This window comes from Streptomyces sp. NPDC055078, assembly GCF_053607985.1.
Genome location: NZ_JBSGUP010000089.1, coordinates 1 through 18,177, shown reverse-complemented (window position 1 = coordinate 18,177; position 18,177 = coordinate 1). Strand labels below are relative to the sequence as shown.

General features: G+C 70.6%; 15 protein-coding genes. 3 read left to right on the top strand and 12 right to left on the bottom strand.

Annotated elements, in window-relative coordinates:
- Positions 1-118: 118 nt before the first annotated feature.
- Positions 119-1,396 (top strand): agmatinase family protein, encoded by a 1,278-nt coding sequence (locus ACWF94_RS10895; protein WP_453486896.1) that lies wholly within the window; start codon positions 119-121, stop codon positions 1,394-1,396.
- Positions 1,397-1,635: 239 nt separating this feature from the next.
- Here the strand turns inward: ACWF94_RS10895 and ACWF94_RS10890 are convergent, their stop codons facing one another.
- The 5 genes from ACWF94_RS10890 to ACWF94_RS10870 all read right to left on the bottom strand — a co-directional run bounded on the left by ACWF94_RS10890 (position 1,636) and on the right by ACWF94_RS10870 (position 6,541).
- Positions 1,636-2,307 carry an SDR family NAD(P)-dependent oxidoreductase gene (locus ACWF94_RS10890; protein WP_453486893.1) on the bottom strand — a complete coding sequence of 224 codons (672 nt, stop codon included), beginning with the start codon at positions 2,305-2,307 and terminating at the stop codon, positions 1,636-1,638.
- The gene (locus tag ACWF94_RS10885; RefSeq protein WP_453486891.1) at positions 2,304-3,524 is read right to left on the bottom strand and encodes a serine hydrolase domain-containing protein; all 1,221 of its coding nucleotides are present in this window, start codon (positions 3,522-3,524) and stop codon (positions 2,304-2,306) included. Before ACWF94_RS10885 ends, ACWF94_RS10890 begins: the two co-directional genes overlap by 4 nt.
- A gap of 239 nt (positions 3,525-3,763) precedes the next feature.
- A complete protein-coding gene (locus tag ACWF94_RS10880; protein ID WP_453486889.1) occupies positions 3,764-4,552 on the bottom strand; it encodes an energy-coupling factor ABC transporter ATP-binding protein in 789 nt (262 codons plus the stop codon).
- The gene (cbiQ, locus tag ACWF94_RS10875; RefSeq protein WP_453486886.1) at positions 4,540-5,301 is read right to left on the bottom strand and encodes a cobalt ECF transporter T component CbiQ; all 762 of its coding nucleotides are present in this window, start codon (positions 5,299-5,301) and stop codon (positions 4,540-4,542) included. The genes ACWF94_RS10880 and cbiQ overlap by 13 nt, the downstream gene beginning before the upstream one ends.
- A gap of 1 nt (position 5,302) precedes the next feature.
- Positions 5,303-6,541: an energy-coupling factor ABC transporter permease gene (locus ACWF94_RS10870; protein WP_453486884.1), complete on the bottom strand. Its 1,239-nt coding sequence runs from the start codon at positions 6,539-6,541 to the stop codon at positions 5,303-5,305.
- A 249-nt stretch (positions 6,542-6,790) separates the two neighbouring features.
- Here ACWF94_RS10870 and ACWF94_RS10865 point away from each other — a divergent pair, with 249 nt between their 5' ends.
- Positions 6,791-7,192: an SsgA family sporulation/cell division regulator gene (locus ACWF94_RS10865; RefSeq protein WP_453486881.1), complete on the top strand. Its 402-nt coding sequence runs from the start codon at positions 6,791-6,793 to the stop codon at positions 7,190-7,192.
- Positions 7,193-7,265: 73 nt separating this feature from the next.
- Here the strand turns inward: ACWF94_RS10865 and ACWF94_RS10860 are convergent, their stop codons facing one another.
- Both ACWF94_RS10860 and ACWF94_RS10855 read right to left on the bottom strand, forming a co-directional pair.
- On the bottom strand, positions 7,266-9,494 hold the full coding sequence (locus tag ACWF94_RS10860; protein ID WP_453486878.1) for an MMPL family transporter: 2,229 nt from the start codon (positions 9,492-9,494) through the stop codon (positions 7,266-7,268).
- Between the two features lie 267 nt (positions 9,495-9,761).
- Positions 9,762-10,334: a TetR/AcrR family transcriptional regulator gene (locus ACWF94_RS10855; protein ID WP_453486875.1), complete on the bottom strand. Its 573-nt coding sequence runs from the start codon at positions 10,332-10,334 to the stop codon at positions 9,762-9,764.
- A gap of 267 nt (positions 10,335-10,601) precedes the next feature.
- On the opposite strand from ACWF94_RS10855, the gene ACWF94_RS10850 reads away from it, so the two are divergent.
- Positions 10,602-13,988, top strand: coding sequence for a S41 family peptidase (locus ACWF94_RS10850; RefSeq protein ID WP_453486873.1), 3,387 nt, complete (start codon positions 10,602-10,604; stop codon positions 13,986-13,988).
- A gap of 66 nt (positions 13,989-14,054) precedes the next feature.
- On the opposite strand, the gene ACWF94_RS10845 is transcribed toward ACWF94_RS10850, so the two are convergent.
- The 5 genes from ACWF94_RS10845 to ACWF94_RS10825 form a co-directional block, all read right to left on the bottom strand.
- A complete protein-coding gene (locus ACWF94_RS10845; RefSeq protein WP_453486870.1) occupies positions 14,055-14,477 on the bottom strand; it encodes a type II toxin-antitoxin system VapC family toxin in 423 nt (140 codons plus the stop codon).
- Positions 14,474-14,704: a FitA-like ribbon-helix-helix domain-containing protein gene (locus ACWF94_RS10840; protein WP_453486867.1), complete on the bottom strand. Its 231-nt coding sequence runs from the start codon at positions 14,702-14,704 to the stop codon at positions 14,474-14,476. Before ACWF94_RS10840 ends, ACWF94_RS10845 begins: the two co-directional genes overlap by 4 nt.
- Before the next feature lie 719 nt (positions 14,705-15,423).
- Positions 15,424-15,633, bottom strand: a complete 210-nt coding sequence (locus tag ACWF94_RS10835; RefSeq protein ID WP_453486865.1) for a DUF397 domain-containing protein — start codon at positions 15,631-15,633, stop codon at positions 15,424-15,426.
- Positions 15,634-15,770: 137 nt separating this feature from the next.
- Complete coding sequence (locus tag ACWF94_RS10830; protein WP_453486862.1) at positions 15,771-15,983, bottom strand: hypothetical protein; 213 nt, start codon at positions 15,981-15,983, stop codon at positions 15,771-15,773.
- 461 nt (positions 15,984-16,444) lie between these two features.
- Entirely contained in the window at positions 16,445-17,659 is a 1,215-nt protein-coding gene (locus ACWF94_RS10825; protein WP_453486860.1) for a helix-turn-helix domain-containing protein, read from the bottom strand.
- Between the last annotated feature and the right edge of the window lie 518 nt (positions 17,660-18,177).

The window sequence follows — 18,177 nt, the reverse complement described above, 5'->3', positions numbered from 1 at the left end:
CGCTCGGCTGGCTGGACGTCAAGACCTCCGGCGGGGTCGAGGTCCCGCAGATCGAGGCGGCCGTCGACGAGGGTGGCCGTACCGGTTCCGCGTAAAGACGGCCTCGTTGGAGGCTGAAATGCCGAAAACGCCCGAGCCCCGTGAGTCCGACAACAACACGACTTCATCGGGGAACAGTTCTCATCGTGAAGGCAAGGGCAAGTCGCCCAGCCCCGGCCCCAGTCATGGGCACGGTCATTCACACTCGCACAGCGACGCCTTCGCCACGAAGGAAGGCAAGTGGGCACAGGAAGCCGAAGAGCGGATTTCCTTGTTCCGCCATGACGAGGAAATCGCGCGGGGACTGGCATTCGGATTGCCGGGATCACCGACGCTCGTCGACAAGACGATTCCCACGTTCTCACGCGGTGAACTGCCGCACTTCGCCGGCGAGCGGGGCACCTTCCTCAAGACCCCCTTCCTGGAGGACGTCAACCAGGTCGAGGACGCCGAGGTCGCCGTGTTCGGGGCGCCTCTCGACTCCGGCGCCACATACCGCCCCGGAGCCCGATTCGGCCCGCAGGGGATTCGGCGGTCGACGAACCTGTTCGGCACCTACTGCTTTGAGTTGGGTGTCGACCTGCGCGAGCAGCTGAACATCGTCGACATCGGCGATGTGTTCACCATCCCGGGCAATCTGGAGAAGTCGTTCGACCAGATCAGCCAGGCGATGGCGCATGTGTACCAGCGCGGGGTCTTCCCGGTCATCCTGGGCGGTGACCATTCCATCGGATACCCGACGATCCGCGGAATGGCGCCGTACGTCGACGGAAACATCGGCATCATTCACTTTGACCGGCATGTGGACACCCAGGAGACCGACCTGGATGAGCGCATGCACACCACGCCATGGTTCCACGCGACGAACATCAAGAACGCTCCCGCGACGAACCTGGTCCAGATCGGCATCGGCGGCTGGCAGTCACCACGAGCCGGAGTCAAGGTCGGGCGTGAGCGTGGCACCACCATCATCACCGTGGGGGATGTCGAGCGGATCGGGATCGAAAAGGTCGCGGAAATCGCGCTGGAAACGGCCTGGAAGGGCGCCAAGGCGGTTTACCTTTCGTTCGACATCGACGTCATCGACGCGGGCTTCGTACCCGGGACCGGCTGGCCGGAGCCAGGCGGTCTGCTGCCGAGGGAAGCCCTGAACCTCATCAGGATGATCTCGGCCCCCGGCCTCGCCGGACTGGAAGTCGTCGAATGCGCTCCGCCGTACGACTGGGCGGAACAGACGGCGCTGCTCAGCTCGCGCGTCATCCTGGACTCCCTCGCGGTCCTGGTCCGGGAAGGTCACCTCGGCAAGAAGGCGGCACTCAACGAGCGGCACGCCTGGGGCCCGACAGCGGCGTCCTGAGGCCGCCACCCGCCACGAGCGGCAGTGGGCTATCCGCCCTCCGCGCGAAGTCCACGCCGAAGTCCACGCCGAATTCGCGGGATTGCGACTCGCCGCATGAAATAGCGGGTCCGATCCCTGTCCGAGAGACGCGATGCAGCTCAACCGGGCGCGTGCCCCGGTCGCCGACACAGGCGGCCGGGGCGCGCGGGCGCGGGTCCGGCACCACAAAGTGTGGGCGGCCGGAGCGCGCCGGCGGTTCAGTCCCCCGCCCCCTCGATGATCGCGCCGAACGACGTGTTCACCGCCAGCAGACCCCCGTCCACCCGCAGGGTGATGCCGGTGATCCAAGAGGCGTCGCTGGAGGCGAGGAAGGCGGCGGCACCGGCGATGTCGTCGGGTTCGCCGACGCGGCCGAGGGGATAGGCGTCGCGGGCGAGGGCGGCCAGGAGGTCGGGGCGGTCGGCCCAGTTGCGGGTGCGGATGGTGCCGGGGTTGATCTGGTTGACGCGTACGCCCCGGGGGGCGAGGTCACCCGCGAGGGTGCGGGTGAGGGAGGCGAGGCCCGCTTTGGCGGCGCTGTAGGCGTGGTTGCCGAAGTCCGCTTCGGCGTTGACGGAGCCGATGTTGACGATGGCGCCGCGGCCGGAGGCGACGAGGTGGGGCAGGGCGGCGCGGGCGCAGCGGAAGGCGCCGGAGAGGGAGATGTCCAGGTCGCGGTGCCAGGTGTCGTCGGGCTGGTCCTCCAGCAAGGGGGTGTCCTCGTGGCAGGCGAAGGCGTTGTTGACGAGGACGTCCAGGGTGCCGAAGGTCTCGGCGGCGTGGGCGACGGCCGCCTCGATCTGGGTGCGGTCGGCGACGTCGCAGGGGGGGAAGGCGGCGCCGGTGATCAGTACGCCGTATCCCTCGAAACGCTGTATGCCATGGGTCATAGCGCCGAACGTACCGCTCTGATCAGCGCCTGAGCACGGGGATCGGCGGTGACGCCCTTGCGCAGCCCGTTGGTCACATAGCCGAGCGCGATCCCCGACTCGGGGTCGGCGAAGCCCAGGGAGCCGCCGCGCCCGGGGTGCCCGTAGGACCCGGGGCCGAGGAGTGGGGCGGCCGGGCCGTGGAGCATAAAGCCGAGGCCGTAGCGGGTGGGGACCACCAGGACCCGGTCGGGGCCCGCGGATTCCTCGGTGCGGGCGAGGGTGAGGGTGGCGGGGGCGAAGAGCCGGGGTCCGCCGTCGACTTCGCCGAGGGTGGCGGCGTAGAAACGGGCCAGCGCGCGGGCGGTGGAGATACCGCCGGATGCGGGGAGTTCGGCGGCCCGGTAGGCGGGGTCGTTCTCGTCGGGGAGCGGGTCGATCGCCCCGAAGGCGCGGCGGGTCAGCGAACCCGGGTCGCGGTACGCCTCGGACACGGCCCGTCTGGGGCGCAGCCGCAGCCCGCCGCCCTCGGCGGTCGGGGGTTCGGCGACCGGCCCGAGCCGCCCCACCCGGTGGGCCTCGTCCGGCGGCAGCCCGATCCAGAAGTCCAGGCCGAGCGGGCGGGCGATCTCCTGGGCGACCCAGCGGCCGATGGTGCGGCCGGTGACCCGGCGGACGAGTTCGGCGGTGAGCCAGCTGTAGGTCTGGGCGTGGTAGCCGTGGTCGGTGCCCGGCCGCCACTCGGGCCGCTGGGCGGCGAGCGCGGCGGGACCGCTGACGCCGTCGACGGCCTCGGCGGGGGTGAGGGGGCGGTCGAGGACCGGCAGCCCGGCGCGGTGGGACAGCAGGTGCCGGACGAGGACACGCTCCTTGCCCGCGGCCTTGAACTCGGGCCAGTACGTGCCGACGGGAGCGTCCAGGTCGATCTGACCGCGCTGGTGGAGGAGCAGGACGACGGCCGCCGCGACGCCCTTGGTGGCCGAGCGCACGATCTGCGCGGTGTCCACCGCCCAGGGCTCGGACCCTTCGACATCCCGGGTCCCGGCCCACAGGTCGACGACCTTGTGCCCGTGGCGGTAGACGGTGACGGCCGCCCCGCGCTCGCCGCGCTGCTCGAAGTTGCGTACAAACGCTTCCCGTACGGGTTCAAAACCCTCGGCAGCCGTGCCCTGGACGTCCACTGTGCTCTCCCGCTCCCGTTTGATCCCTTCCCTGGTGCAACGGCGGCGACCGGTCATTACTTCCGGGTCAGGCCCTTGCGGACCTGACGGATCGGACCAGCGGGTACCCCGAGCAGGATCGTTACGCCCGATGGTGTCACGGACGGGAGCGGGGACGCGCCGACCGAGGCCGTGCGAGGTCCCCGTTCACACGTCCGTGGTCAGTCACCGGTCCCGGGGCGATGCGGTCACCGATCCCGGTGTGACGTGGTCACCGGTCCCGAGCAGAAGTGGTCACCGGTCCCGAGCAGGAGTCGTCACCGGCCCCGGGGCGGCATCGTCACCGAACCCGGGGCGAAGCCGAACGGCAGCTCCAGCCGGTGCGCCCGCATCAACTCCCCGTCGCACAAAAGCTCCTGGGTACGCCCGTCCGCCGCGATCACCCCCTCGCTGAGGATCACCGCACGCGGGCACAGCTCCAGCGCGTACGGCAGATCGTGGGTGACCATCAGCACGGTGACGTCCAGCGAACGCAGGATGTCGGCGAGTTCGCGCCGGGACGCCGGGTCCAGGTTGGACGACGGTTCGTCGAGTACGAGAATCTCCGGCTCCATCGCCAGTACGGTGGCGACCGCGACCCGGCGCCGCTGCCCGAAGGAGAGATGGTGCGGCGGCCGGTCCGCGTACTCCGCCATGCCGACGCGCCCCAGCGCCGCCGCCACCCGGGCCGCCAGCTCCGGGCCGCGCAGCCCGGAGGCCGCCGGGCCGAAGGCCACGTCCTCCCGGACCGTGGGCATGAAGAGCTGGTCGTCGGGGTCCTGGAAAACGATGCCGACCCGCCGCCGGATCTCCGCGAGATTCCGCCGGGCGACCGGCAGGCCCGCGACGGATACGGTGCCGACTCCCCCGGCCAGGATGCCGTTGAGATGGAGTACCAGGGTGGTCTTGCCCGCGCCGTTGGGACCGAGCAGCGCGACCCGCTCGCCGCGCCGGACGGTCAGATCGACCCCGAACAGGGCCTGGTGACCGTCGGGATAGGCGTAGGCGAGCCCCCGTACATCAAGGGAGGGAACGGAGGGAACGGAGGCGGCCGTCACAGTGTCCACCCCAGCAGACAGACGGTGAGCGCGGCGGCCGGGAGGGCCCCCGCGTACGCCCACTGCGCCCGGGACGCGGTCACCCGGTCGATCACCGGCAGCACCCCCGTATAGCCCCGGCTCACCATCGCGAGATGCACACGTTCCCCTCGTTCGTAGGAGCGGATGAACAGCGCGCCCGCCGACTTGGCGAGGACACCCCACTGCCGTATGCCCCGCGCCTCGAAGCCTCGGGAGCGGCGGGCGATGGACATCCGCCGCATCTCGTCGGTGACCACATCCCCGTAGCGGATCATGAAGGACGCGATCTGCACCAGCGGCGCGGGCAGTCCGAGCCGCTGGAGACCGAGCAGCAGGGCGTGCAGTTCGGTCGTGGCGGCGAGGAGTACGGAGGCGGCGACGCCGAGCGTGCCCTTGGCGAGGATGTTCCACGCGCCCCACAGCCCGGGGACGCTCACCGAGACACCGAGGACCACGGTCCGCTCGCCCGGCACCACGAACGGCATCAGCAGCGCGAAGGCGACGAACGGGACCTCGATGAGCAGTCTGCGCAGCAGGGTGCGGGCGGGGACGCGGGCGATCGCCGCGACGGTGGCGAGGAGTGCGGCGTACGCGCCGAAGGCCCAGACCGCCTCGCGCGGGGTGGAGACCACGACGAGGACGAAGCAGAGGACGGCGACGAGCTTGCAGTGCGGCGGCAGGGCGTGCACGGGTGAGGGAGCGTCCAGATAGAGCCGGTGGCTGTGGCCCGCGCCCATGTCAGCCCGCGTCCGGGACCTTGGCGGGCCCGGCCGCCTTCGACCGGCGGCGGCGGACGACCACATAGAAGAGGCCGCTGCCTGCGACGACGGTCGCGCCGACGCCGATGACGCCCGCGAGGCCGCCGGAGAGCCGGGCGTTCGTGATGTCCCGGACGCCGTAGTCGGCGAGCGGGGAGTCCGCTGCCGCGTGGTCCTCCGCCTTCTTGTCGAAGCCCTTGTCGGCGGCGACCTTCTCCAGGCCGTCGGGGCTGGCGGAGGCGTAGAAGGAGACCCCGCCCGCGAGAACGACGGCGACGGCCAGACCGGTCAGCCACACCGCGCGCGGCGAACGGGCGGGCGGTGGGGCGGGGGCGTGTGCCGGGGCTGGTTCCGGCCCGGCGGCCTGGGCGGCCTGAGTCTGGGTCGGCCCAGCGGCCTGCGCCCGGGTCGGCCCGGGGGCCCGGTCCGCTTCCGGCCGCTCTTCCGCCGGTTGCGCCACCGTCGACGGCCGCGCTTCCGCCGGTTGTCCCTCCGCCGTCGGCCGCGCGTCCACCAGGGCGCCGCCGACGCGCAGCCGCAGCGGGGCGGCCGTCCCCCGGGCCCCGTACACCAGATCCGGGCGTACGGCGAGGACCGCGCCGACCGTCAGCATGGTGATCGCGGCCTCGCCGACGCCGATGAGGACATGCACACCGACCATCGCGGTGAGCACCTTGCCGATCGGTACGTCGGTGGTCCCGCCGACCGCGTACAGCAGGGTGAACGCGGCGGCGGACGCCGGTACGGAGACGAGCGCGGCGACGAAGGTCGCGGCGGTGACCGCGCGCCGGCCGCGCGGCAGGACGGCGAGCAGCGCGCGGAAGAGCCCGTACGCCACGAGGACCGTGACGACGCCCATGATCGTGATGTTCACCCCGAGCGCGGTGAGACCGCCGTCGGCGAACAGGATGCCCTGCATCAGCAGGACGACGGACAGACAGAGCACCCCCGTGTACGGCCCGACCAGGATCGCGGCGAGCGCGCCGCCCAGCAGATGTCCGCTGGTACCGGCCGCGACGGGAAAGTTCAGCATCTGTACGGCGAAGATGAAGGCGGCGACCAGACCGGCGAGCGGCGCGGTGCGCTCGGCGGCGGTGGAGGCGTCGGGCGTGCCCAGCTCACGGCGGGCCCCGCGCAGGCTGACGGCGACGGCCGCGGCGGCGGCGACTCCGGCGGCGGCCGATACGGGGGCGTTGATGAATCCGTCGGGCACATGCATGACTGGCTCCGTATCGGACAGACGAGTGACACCTCGACCACTGCCCGACGATAGTGAGCCCGCTGCACACTGCTTGCAAGAGCGCATTGGTCACAGGTGAGGATCAGCCGCATATACGAGCTGCACGAGAAGCACGGGAAACTCGCAGATCTGCGAGATATGCGAGATCTGCGAGATACCCGAATATCGAACTCTTGACCAAAATATGGGACATTAGTGGGCAAAGAGGACGAGTGTGAGGAGCGACCGATGCCTGCCGCCACCGTCGAAGACCATGCCTGGGCGCACATCGTCACCGACGCTCCCCATGACTCCCCCGTCGAGGTCGTCCTCTGCTACGAACCCACCGAGGATCCGCGCGCGGTCCGGTTCTCCTTTCCCAGCGCCTTTCCCAGCGGGCGGGACTGGACCTTCCCGCGCGAGGTGCTGGAGAGCGGCCTGCGGACACCCGTCCGCAGCGGCGATATCGAGGTCTGGCCGTGCGGCCGGGTGCAGGCGGTCGTGGAGTTCCACACCCCGGAGGGGGTGGCGGTGGTCCAGTTCGACACGAGTGTGCTGAGCCGTTTTCTGCGTCATACGTACGCGGCGTCCCGTTCGGCGCCACAGGCGGCCGAACGGCCGGTGGCCGCACCCCCACCCCCACCGGGATGACGGATACGGCCACCGGGCCGGCCTCAGGCGTCGGACGCGGACCGTTCGCGGTCCCCGTCGCCCGCCTCGGGCGTCAGACGCGGACCAGTTCGCGATCCCCGTCCGGGCCCTCCGGAGCGTCGGCGAGCTGCTTCTGGAGCTTCTCCCCCTCCACGTCCACATTGGGCATGATCCGGTCCAGCCAGCGCGGCAGCCACCACGCCTTGTGGCCGAGCAGCGCCAGAACGGCTGGCACGATGGCCATCCGGACCACGAAGGCGTCGAAGATCACCGCCATCGCGAGGCCGAAGCCGATCATCATCACCATCTGCTCGCCGGAGCCGATGAAGCCCGCGAACACCCCGACCATGATCACAGCGGCGGCGGTGACCACACGCGCTCCATGCCGGAAGCCGGTGACGACCGTCTCGCCGGGCCGCTCGCCGTGCACGTACGCCTCGCGCATCCGGGTGACGAGGAAGACCTCGTAGTCCATCGCGAGACCGAAGACGACTCCGATCATGAAGATCGGCATCATGGACATGATCGGACCCGGCTGTTCCACATTGAACAGCCCCGACAGCCAGCCCCACTGGTACACGGCGACGACCGCGCCCAGCGCCGCGAGGACTGAGAGCAGGAAGCCGAGGGCCGCCTTCAGCGGCACCAGGATGGACCGGAAGACCAGTACCAGCAGCAGGAACGCCAGTCCGACGACAAGTGCCAGATAGGGCACCATCGCATCGTTCATCTTCTGTGAGAAGTCGATGTTCAGCGCTGTGCCACCGGTGACCAGCACCACCGCGCCGGTGTCGGCCTTGGACGTCTTGCCCACGTCCCGGATGTCATGGACCAGGTCCTCGGTCTCGACCGAGGACGGGCGGTCCTTGGGCACCACACTGATCATCGCTGTGTCGCCCGCCTCGTTGAGCGGGCCGGCCACGGCCTCGTCGGTGCCCGTCAGCTTGCTCAGCTCATCGGCGACCTTGTCGACCGCGCCCTTGGGGTCCTCGCTCTTCTTGACGTCGACGACCACCGTCAGCGGGCCGTTGAAGCCCGGACCGAAGCCGTCGGACAGCATGTCGTACGCCTTGCGCTGGGTGCTCGACGGCGCGTTCGACCCCTCGTCGGGCAGACCGAGCTGAAGCGACCCCACCGGGATGGCGAGGATACCGAGACCGACCACACCGGCCAGCAGGACGGCGACCGGACGGCGCAGGACGAAGCGTGCCCAGCGGACACCGCCGTTGTCCTTCTTGGGGGCCTGCGCCTGGGCGGAGTGTGCCCCTGCCTTGGCGGCCTTGCGGACCTTGCGGCCGAGCACCTTGTCGCCCGCGATGCCGAGCAGCGCCGGGATGAGGGTGAGCGCGATGACGACGGCGATCACGACCGTACCGGCGGCGGCGAAGCCCATCTTGGTGAGGATCGGGATATTGACCACGGCGAGCCCGGCCAGGGCGATGACCACGGTCAGACCGGCGAAGACCACCGCGGAGCCCGCGGTGCCGGTGGCCCGGCCCACCGCCTCCTGCGGATCGTGGCCCTCGGCGCGTTCGGCCCGGTAGCGGGAGACGATGAAGAGCGCGTAGTCGATACCGACCGCGAGCCCGATCATCATCGCCAGCATGCCGGTGGTGGTGCCGAGGTCGAGCACGGTCGCGAGCGCGGTGATCGACGAGGTACCGATACCGACCCCGATGATCGCGGTGAGCAGCGGCAGACCGGCGGCGATCATCGAGCCGAAGGTGATGAGCAGGACGACCGCGGCGATGCCGATACCGATCAGCTCGGTGGACGCGGCGTGCTCCTCGGCCATGGAGGCGTCACCGCCGATCTCCACGGTGAGCCCGGCGTCCCGCGCCTTCTCGCCGGTGTCGGTGAGCGCCTCACGGGTCTTGTCGGTCAGCTCCATCGAGTTGACCTTGTAGCTGACCGAGATGTACGCCGTACTGCCGTCCTTCGAGACGGCGTCGGCCGTGTACGGGTCGGCGACCGAGGCGACCTGGTCGGAGCCGCGCTTCAGCTCGGCGACGGCCTCGTTGACCTCGGCCTTGTGCTTGGCGTCGGTCATCTTCTGGCCGTCGGGCGCCTTGAAGACGATCCGCCCGGTCGCGCCGTCGGCGCTGCCTCCGGGGAATCGCTCCTCCAGCAGGTCGAATGCCTTCTGGGACTCCGTGCCCGGCAGGACGAATCCCGGTTCTTTGGGGGTGGATGCACTGGACGCGCCGACTCCGGCGAGCACCAGCAGCGCCACCCATACGAGGGCGACGAGCCAGCGGCGTCGGAACGATGTCCGACCGAGTTTGTAGAGGAACGTGGCCACGAGGGCGTACTCCCATTGGTGAGACGAACAGAGGCATGGGGAGTCGGCCCGACGACGAGAGCGGCGCGTCAGGTGGAGCGAGAGCGGGATTCGGGGTGACGGGGATGAGGCTTGGGGAAGCCGGCGGGTCGGGGGACCCGGTGAGGGGAGCCTGGCTGGGTGGTCAGGCTTCCGGTGGCTTGGGTTGCACGTCCGGTGCTCCCGGTGGCTGGGGAACTCCCGGTGCTTCCGGTGGCTGTGGTGCTTCCGGTGGCCGCGGTGGAGGCATCAGACCTCCAGCGCCGGGAAGACGACGGCGTCGACGTACCGGGTGAGGAAGTCCCGGTCGATGCTCGCGTCGTCGATGATCTGCCGGGCGAAGAGGGCCCCGAACAGCATGTGCGGCACAAACCCCACCGCGGGATTGTCCGCGCGGATCTCGCCACGGTCCACGGCCCGCTGGATCACGGCCCGCAGTTCCTGGGTCTCGGGTTCGACCAGCAGGTGCCGCAGCGCCTGATGGAGATCGGGATTGCCGTGGACGGCGTGGATCAGCCCCCGCATCAGCGCGGAGTCCTTCTCCATCTGGATGTCGTCCGTACGGTTCAACAGGCAGTCGAAGTCACCGCGCAGACTGCCGGTGTCCACCTGTTCCGCGCCCGGAGACTGGGTCCGCTGGAGCGCGGTGGCCACCAGCTCCGGCTTGCTGTGCCACTGGCGGTAGAGCGTGGCCTTGCTCGATCGGGTCCGGGAGGCGATGGCGTCCATCGTCAGGGAGTCGTAGCCGACCTCGCGGAGCAGATCGAGTACGGCTCCGTACAGCTCTGACTCACGCTCGGGTGTCAGCCGGCTGCGCGTCATGATGGACCTCCCCCCACCTGCCGAACGAAACAGTTTCGTACACCACGAAGATATCTCAGCCACCGAGCGAAACGAAACCGTTTCGCTTGTGGCCTCGGTCACCCGATCGATTCCGGCGCCCGGCATTGCGGGTGCCGGTGCGATCGGCGCACCTTCTGATGGGACGCAGCGAATCCCTCCGGGGTTGACGCGCCGGGCAAGTGGTGTGCGGGCACATCGCGCAGGTCCTGAGTTGCCGCGCCCTCCGTGCGCGGGAAGCATTGGGGGGTGAGCGACGACGAGGCATATCTCCGCTTCCCGCATCTCCACGACGATCTGCTGTGCTTCGCCGCCGAGGACGACCTCTGGGTCGCCCCGCTCGTCCCGGCGGGGCAGCGGCCGGGGCGGGCCTGGCGGCTGACCGTCGACCGGACCCGGGTCGGGCACCCGCGCTTCTCCCCCGACGGCAGCCGGATCGCGTACACGACCTGGCGCAGCCTCGACCCCGAGATCCATCTCGTACCGGTCGAGGGGGGACCGGCGCGGCGGCTGAGCCACTGGGGCTCGGCCGACACCCGGGTCTGCGGCTGGAACACCGATGGGCACATCCTCGCCGTCTCCTCGCACGGCCAGCCCTTCTCGTACTTCTCCTGGGCCTACACCGTGCCCACCGACGGCTCCCCCGGTGGCCGGCTGCCCTGGGGACCGGTCTCGGGCATCGCGGTGGCCGAGCTGGACGGAGAGCGGCGCACCCTGCTGCTCACCGGGAAGCCGCCCCATGAACCGGCCGCGTGGAAGCGGTACCGGGGCGGGGCGACGGGCCGGCTCTGGCTGCACGGCGAGCGGCTGCTCCCCGACCTCGACGGCCAGTTGGACTGCCCGATGTTCGTCGCGGGCCGGATCGCCTTTCTCTCCGACCACGAGGGCGTCGGCAATCTCTACTCCTGCCGCCCCGATGGCACCGATCTCGTCCGTCATACCGATCATGACGCTTTTTATGCCCGTCATGCCTCCAGCGACGGGCGGCGCATCGTGTACCAGTGCGCGGGCGACCTGTGGATCGTCGACGATCCGACGGTGCGGGACGCGGTGCCCCGGCGGCTGGAGGTGCGGCTCGGCGGGCCGCGCGCTGGACGCCGTACGTACCAGGTCCCGGCCGCGAGCCATGTGAGCGCGCTCTCCGTCGACACCACGGGCCGGGCCAGCGCCGTCTCCGTACGCGGCTCCCTGTACTGGCTCACCCACCGCGACGGCCCGGCTCGCACGATCGCGGACACCCCCGGCGTACGGGTCAGGGCCCCCGTCATGCTCGGCACCGGCGGCCAGGTGGCGTATGTCACGGACGCGGAGGGCGCGGACGCGGTCGAGATCGCCTATCTGCCCCGGGCGAGCGGCGACCGGGAGCCGAGACGGCTGGCGTCCGGGCGGCTGGGCCGGGTGGAGGAGATGGTGTCGGACCCGGCGGGCGAGCGGCTGGCGATCGCCTCGCACGACGGGCGGCTGCTGCTGCTCGACGCGACGGAGGACGACGGGGCCGGGGGCGGCGGCTCAGGGGGCGATGGGGGCGCGGGCTCAGGGGGCGGCCCCGGCACAGGCACCCCGGACACAGGCACCCCCGGCACAGGCACCCTTCACGGCGGCCCCGGCGCGGTCACCGAGCTGATCCGCTCCGAGAACGGGCCGGTCCACGACCTGGCCTTCTCCCCCGACGGGTCCTGGCTGACCTGGGCGCACCCGGGCATCGGCCGCTCGCTCCGGCAGATCAAACTGGCCCGGATCAAGGACCGTACGGTCGTCGATGTCACCAACGGCCGCTTCGAGGACGAGAACCCCGTCTTCACCAGCGACGGCCGGTATCTCGCCTTTCTGTCCTGGCGGGGTTTCGACCCGGTGTACGACGTCCATACCGGGGACCTGTCGTTCCCGCTGGGCTGCCGCCCCTATCTCGTCCCCCTGTCGTCCGCGACGCCGTCCCCCTTCGCGCTCTCCCCGGACGGGCGGCCGGCCGCCGGCGGGCTCGACCCGCTGGACGAGGCGGGCGCGCTGCCCAACGAAGGCGTTGTGGGCGCGGGCGGTGGTCCGGTGACCGTCGAGATCGAGGGGCTGGAGAGCCGGGTGACCCCGTTCCCGGTGGCCGCGTCCAAGTACTCGGGTCTCTGCCCCGTCAGCGGCGGCGGACTGGTCTGGCTGCGCTGGCCGATCTCCGGGGCGCTCGGTGAGACCTTCGCCAACCCGGCGGACACCTCGGGGCGGCCGACCCTGGAGCACTTCGACATCTCCCGGGCCCGCAGGAGCGAACTCGTCGGCGATCTCGACTGGTTCGCGGTGAGCGGTGACGGCAGCCGGCTGGTGGTGATGGACGAGGGCGAACTGCGCGCCGTGCCCGCGACCGAGCCCGGCGACGGCGACTCCACCGTCCTGATCGATCTGCGGCGCATCCTGCACGAGGTGGACCCGGCCGCCGAGTGGCGCCAGGCGTACGGCGAGGCCGGGCGGCTGATCAGCGCGTACTTCTGGGACCCGGGGATGAACGGCATCGACTGGGACGGCGTCCTGGCGCAGTACCGGCCGCTGGTGGAACGGGTCGCGTCGCCCGACGAGTTCGCCGATCTGCTGCGGGAGGTACTGGGCGAACTGGGCACCTCCCACGCGTATGTCGCCCCGGCCCGCCGCAACGAGGGCCCGCCGCACTACCAGCGGCCGATGGGGCTGCTGGGCGCCAATCTGGTCTGCCGGGACGGCGACTGGACGATCCAGCGCATCCTGCCCGGCGACTCGTCCGACTCCAAGGCGCGGTCCCCGCTCGCCGGTACGGGGATCCGCGAGGGCGCGGTCATCACCCATGTGGACGGCCGTCCCGTCGACCCGGTGGCGGGTCCTTACCCGATGCTCTCGGCGGCGGGCGGTACGACCGTCGAGCTGACCTTCCGCCCGGCCGAGGCCGGGCCCTCGCGGCGGGTCGCCGTCGTCCCCCTGGTGGACGAGCGGCCCCTGCGGTACCAGGACTGGGTGGCCAAACGGCGCGAGGTGGTCCGCGAACTGAGCGACGGGCAGTGCGGCTATCTCCATATCCCGGACATGGGCGGTTCCGGCTGGGCCCAGTTCAACCGGGATCTGCGGCTTGAGGTCTCCCGCCCCGCCCTGATCGTGGACGTACGCGGCAACGCGGGCGGCCACATCAGCGAACTCGTGGTGGAGAAGCTCACCCGCAAGATCCTCGGCTGGGATCTCACCCGCAACGCCCAGCCGGTGTCGTACGCCTCCAACGCGCCGCGCGGTCCGGTCGTCGCGCTCGCCGACGAGGCGACCTCGTCGGACGGCGACATGATCACGGCGGCGTTCCGGCTGCTGCGGCTGGGGCCGGTGGTCGGGACGCGCACCTGGGGCGGTGTGGTGGGGATGACCGGGCGCCACCGGCTGGGCGACGGCACCGTGATCACCGTGCCGATGAACGCGGCCTGGTTCGACGCGTACGGCTGGTCGATCGAGAACCATGGCGTCGAGCCGGACCTGGAAGCGCTGCGTACACCACTGGACTGGGCGGAGGGCCGCCACGCGGGCCTGGACGACGCGATCCAACTCGCCCTGGCCCTGCTCACCCAGCACCCCCCTGCCTCCCCACCCGCCCTCACCGACACCCCTTCCCGCCGCCGCCCACCGCTGCCTCCTCGGTGAGGCCCTCCGGGCTTGTGCTTCCGCGCACCGTTTGGTGGGGCTCCGCGTGCGTTGGAGCCGCGGGGGTCAGGTGCTGGGTGCCTCGAAGGTCTCGATCGTGCAGCGTGCTGCCCCGCTGCGCTCGATCCTGGCGTCGCTGGTGATCAGCGGAGCGCCGAGGCTCTCGGCGAGGGCCACGTAATGCGCGTCGTCAACGGAGAGGTTGTTCGACAGCTCGCGTACGCGCTGCCACAGGACCAGCGTGGGGTGCAGGTCCAGAGCGAGGGCCTGGTAGTCGGTGATCGCCTTCGCTGCTTCCTTCTCCGTGATCTTCGGCTTGCCCCCTCGCCGGCCGCGGGCCAGCCCGAAGGCGGCCGAAGTGATCTCGTAGTCCAGCAGGCCCGGTGCCGCGAGCGTGTCGGCGCGGCCCACCCGCTCACGGATCGCGGTCCCGGTCCTGCCGTGGTCGAGGAGGAAGTGCACAAGGCTGGAGCAGTCAACGACGATCAACGCCGGTCCCGCCCGTCCTCGATCGCTTCGAGGATGTCGGTCGTGCTGAGCTCGGTGCGGGTTTCACGCTCCAGGCGTGTGGCCATTTCCGCGAGGGTGGGCTTGGCGGCCTCCCGGGAGAGAAGGTCCAGGGCGTACGCCTGGAGCGACTTGCCCGCCTGCGCGGCACGGACCTTCAGGGCGTTGACTGTCTCGTCCGGGACATCCCGGATCGTGATCGCGGTCATGACTGCATTTTAGCAGCAATGCAGGCAATGTGCAGCCATCGAAGGCTGGTCGCACGCACCGGCGCCTCCCCGGCGGGGCTCTGGGGGAGTTCGAGGCTTGGGGTCCCACGCCGCAGGGCGCAGGTGGGGGTCCCCCCACGCCGCAGGGCGCGTAGGGGGAGGCTCGGGGCGGAGCCTCGACAAGAACCGGGCCGCCGGTGCGCGGTCGAACGGCAGGCCGTAGGGGCGCACTCCGCACGACACGTGGTCGCACGGAGCGTTCTTGCTGTCTGCGAGGGGTCTATACGTCCGGTTCAAGCTCTCAAGCCCGGGAGCCGCCTTACCGGCAGATCGCTGCCGACCTGGTCGCCGAGATCGAGCGCGGCGAACTCCCCCCGGGCCGTCCGGTCCCCTCGGACCGGTGCTGTCGGAGCGATACGGCGTGGCGCGGAACACCGCACGGGCGACAATTGCGCACTCCGGGCATCAGGGCACGTCTACACCGTGCCGAGCCGGGGAACGTACGTCCGCGACCGAAGCGCGCAGGACGATGCTCAGCGTTCAGTGCTCCCGGGGCCGCAGCGGCGTACGGGTTGCCGGGTGTCGCCACCACCACAGGCCACGGCAGACGGGCGGCGTGAGTGCGAAGAATGCCCCGCACTGTGCGCACCAGGGCAACCCGTTCTCGGGGTCTGTGGTGCAGTTGGCAGCACAGCGGGGGCATTCCATGGGGCCTACTCTCAGGCGGTCACGTCGAACTCTCCGGCCTTGACGGCAGCTGCCAGGGTGACCCACTGGTCAGCCGTCATGGTGACGATGGTGTCGGGCCGCTCGCTGTCACGCAATGCGACGATCCCCGCCACGTTGAGCGCGATCTCCGGGCAGTTGCCGACCTTCTTGTCACGGCACGCTGCCGCACTGGTGAACTCGAACGAGGGTCGCTCGGTCATGGTCATTCCCTTCGCAGAACAGCGGGGAGTCGGTCCCCGCACCGTTCTTGCCGACCCGTCCGGCCGTGCGGAGCCGAACGGGGATTGGGCCCGCCCCGGTCGCCGTGATGCCGTCAGCCGGCCGGGGCGGGTGTCCGTCATGCGCTGCCGGTCCGCCGGTGCCGGTCCCGTGCGGCGCTCTGGTTCGATTCCGTCCGTCCCTGCCTGCGGATGTCGCCGGGGACCTCGTGCAGGAGCGCCTTGCGCTTCGCCGCCTCCTGGTTGTCGGCGGGTGTCGCGGTGCCGCCCCCCTGCCGCTTCGCTTCCTTCTTCACGGCGTCCACGGTCGGGGACGTCTTCCTGCGTGCCACGGGTATCTCTGTTTCTCTGAGTGCCGTTCCCGTCCCGGTCGGGAACGGGAGATACCCGTGCTGGTCACAGCGGAAGAGCGAGCGGTCCCGCCATGCGACGCGACTTCCGACGCACCCAGGGCGAGGACAAGCCATACACAGACCGGTTCATGGCAGCCGCCCGGCCCGGTGAAGCCGATTGACCTCACGTACCCGTTCCCTCAAGATGCGAAGTACCGGCGAGTCCGCCTCATCACGGCAGTTCTGCGTCGGGACATGCTCACGATCCGGGGCGAGCCGCCACAGGTCCCCAGCCGGTATGGATACAGCCGACTGCATGACCACTGGGTCAGCCGCTACGGATTCCCTTACCGTGCCATCGCTCGCCATGGCCGCCCTGTCCCTCGCCGATACTGTGGCCCTCAGACCGTCTCGTCTGGGGCGGAGCATCTACAGGGACGGAACGTCCTAGTTTTCAGAGGCTATTGGGCAGCGACGCCCAAGAACTCAGCGAGTTTGCGCAACCCCGGGGGATGCCTCGATCCGGCCCACAGATCGCTCACGATCGATACGGCGAGCGTGTGATGCCGCATCCAGCCAGGCGCGACCCGACGAAGCGACTCAAGGGCCTTCACCGCCCCTTCCGCGTTCGCGGTATCCGTATGAGCGCGTGCCACGTCCAGCAGCAGCCACGTACGCCACGAGGGAGGCGTGTCACTGCTGAGGCGCATCCCCTTGGCGAGCGCCAACGCCTCGTCAGGGCGGCCATGCTGGACGGCCAGCCGGACGCGCTCAATGCGAACGGATGAGCTGCTGAAGACCGACACCATCTTGCCGTCAGCCGGGGGCGGCAGCTTCCGCAGACGTCCGGTCGCGTCCTCCGCGCGCCGCATCATGCCGTTGGCCGTGTCATAGTCGCCGCTGCGGGCGGCACTCGTCGCGGCCGACATGACCAGCCCGCCCCACACACGCAGACCCGCGGCCGACCCGCCGTACTCCCTCTCAACACCATCGGCGGCACGGACCGCCAGCCGCTCGGCGTCGTTCAGCCGGTTCTGGCGCTGGTAGTTCCAGGCGACAGAGTTGCTGACCATCGGTGCCAGCAGCGGATCGGACGATTGCTCAGCCGCCAGCATCGCGCGCTCCAGCGCGGACAGTGCCAGATCCGTCTTGCCCAACCGGATGGCCAGATGCCCGCCCAGTTGCAGCGCCTTCGCCAACGCCGCCTGACCACTCGGCCGTTGATCATCACTGCCGATCGCCGCCAGCAGCCGGGCGTCCGCGATGATGCCGGGCAACACATCCATGAGACGGCCGAAGTCGGCATCGTGATACAGGGTCCAGCCGTCGGCGATCTCACGGCGCAGCAGAGGCAGCGACAACCGTTCGACACCCTGGGGCTCAGGCGGCGGGGCGAACAGCGGCGGCATGATCGCGCGTCGCACAGCGACCAACTGCGGCGGGTCGGCCTCACCATTGGACGGGACAGCGGGCGGATCACCGAGCAGAGCCGTCAGTTCGACACCCAGCCCGCGCGCAAGGCCATGCAAGGTCGGCAGGCGCGCACTGTGCTTGCGCCGCTGCTCCAGCTTGCGCACCACGTCAACCGATACCCCGGACCGTTCCGCCAAGCCTTCCTGCGTGAGGTCGGCGAGCCGGCGCAGACGCCCCAGCCTGTCACCCAGATGCTCAGCCATGCGACCAGCGTACGGCGGCGCAAGGACATCGGGACGGACTCTGTAGCGGACAGACCTTCACCGCCCATACCCCGTTCGCCAGGCTCCTTCACAGCACGACGGCACGCCTGCACAGAAAAGCCGGCCGCACCCGCCGCCCCGTTGAAGGGGCAAGGATCTGAAGATCAAGCCCCGCCTGGGGGCACTCTCCCCCTGGACTTCGCCCGGGGGGGACCTCCGCGGAGACGCCGAGTCGTGAGCCGTCATCTTCCGGGACGGCACGCGGTGGATGGTCCGGCAGGGCGGCCCGGCACGCCTGTGGGATCAGATCTCCGAACGCGTCACGCGGTGGCAGGCGGACGGCCGGCCGCCGGTCGGTACGATGCGGCTGCACGTCGGCCCTGACGGTCAACGCCTCGCCTGGGCGTCGCCGCGAGTCGGCGCCCCCAACAGCGCGGGGCTCGGGGCGGAGCCAGACAAGGGCCCGGCCGTAGGGCGCGGGCGAACGGCAGGCCGCGGGGGCGCACTCCGCTCTGGAG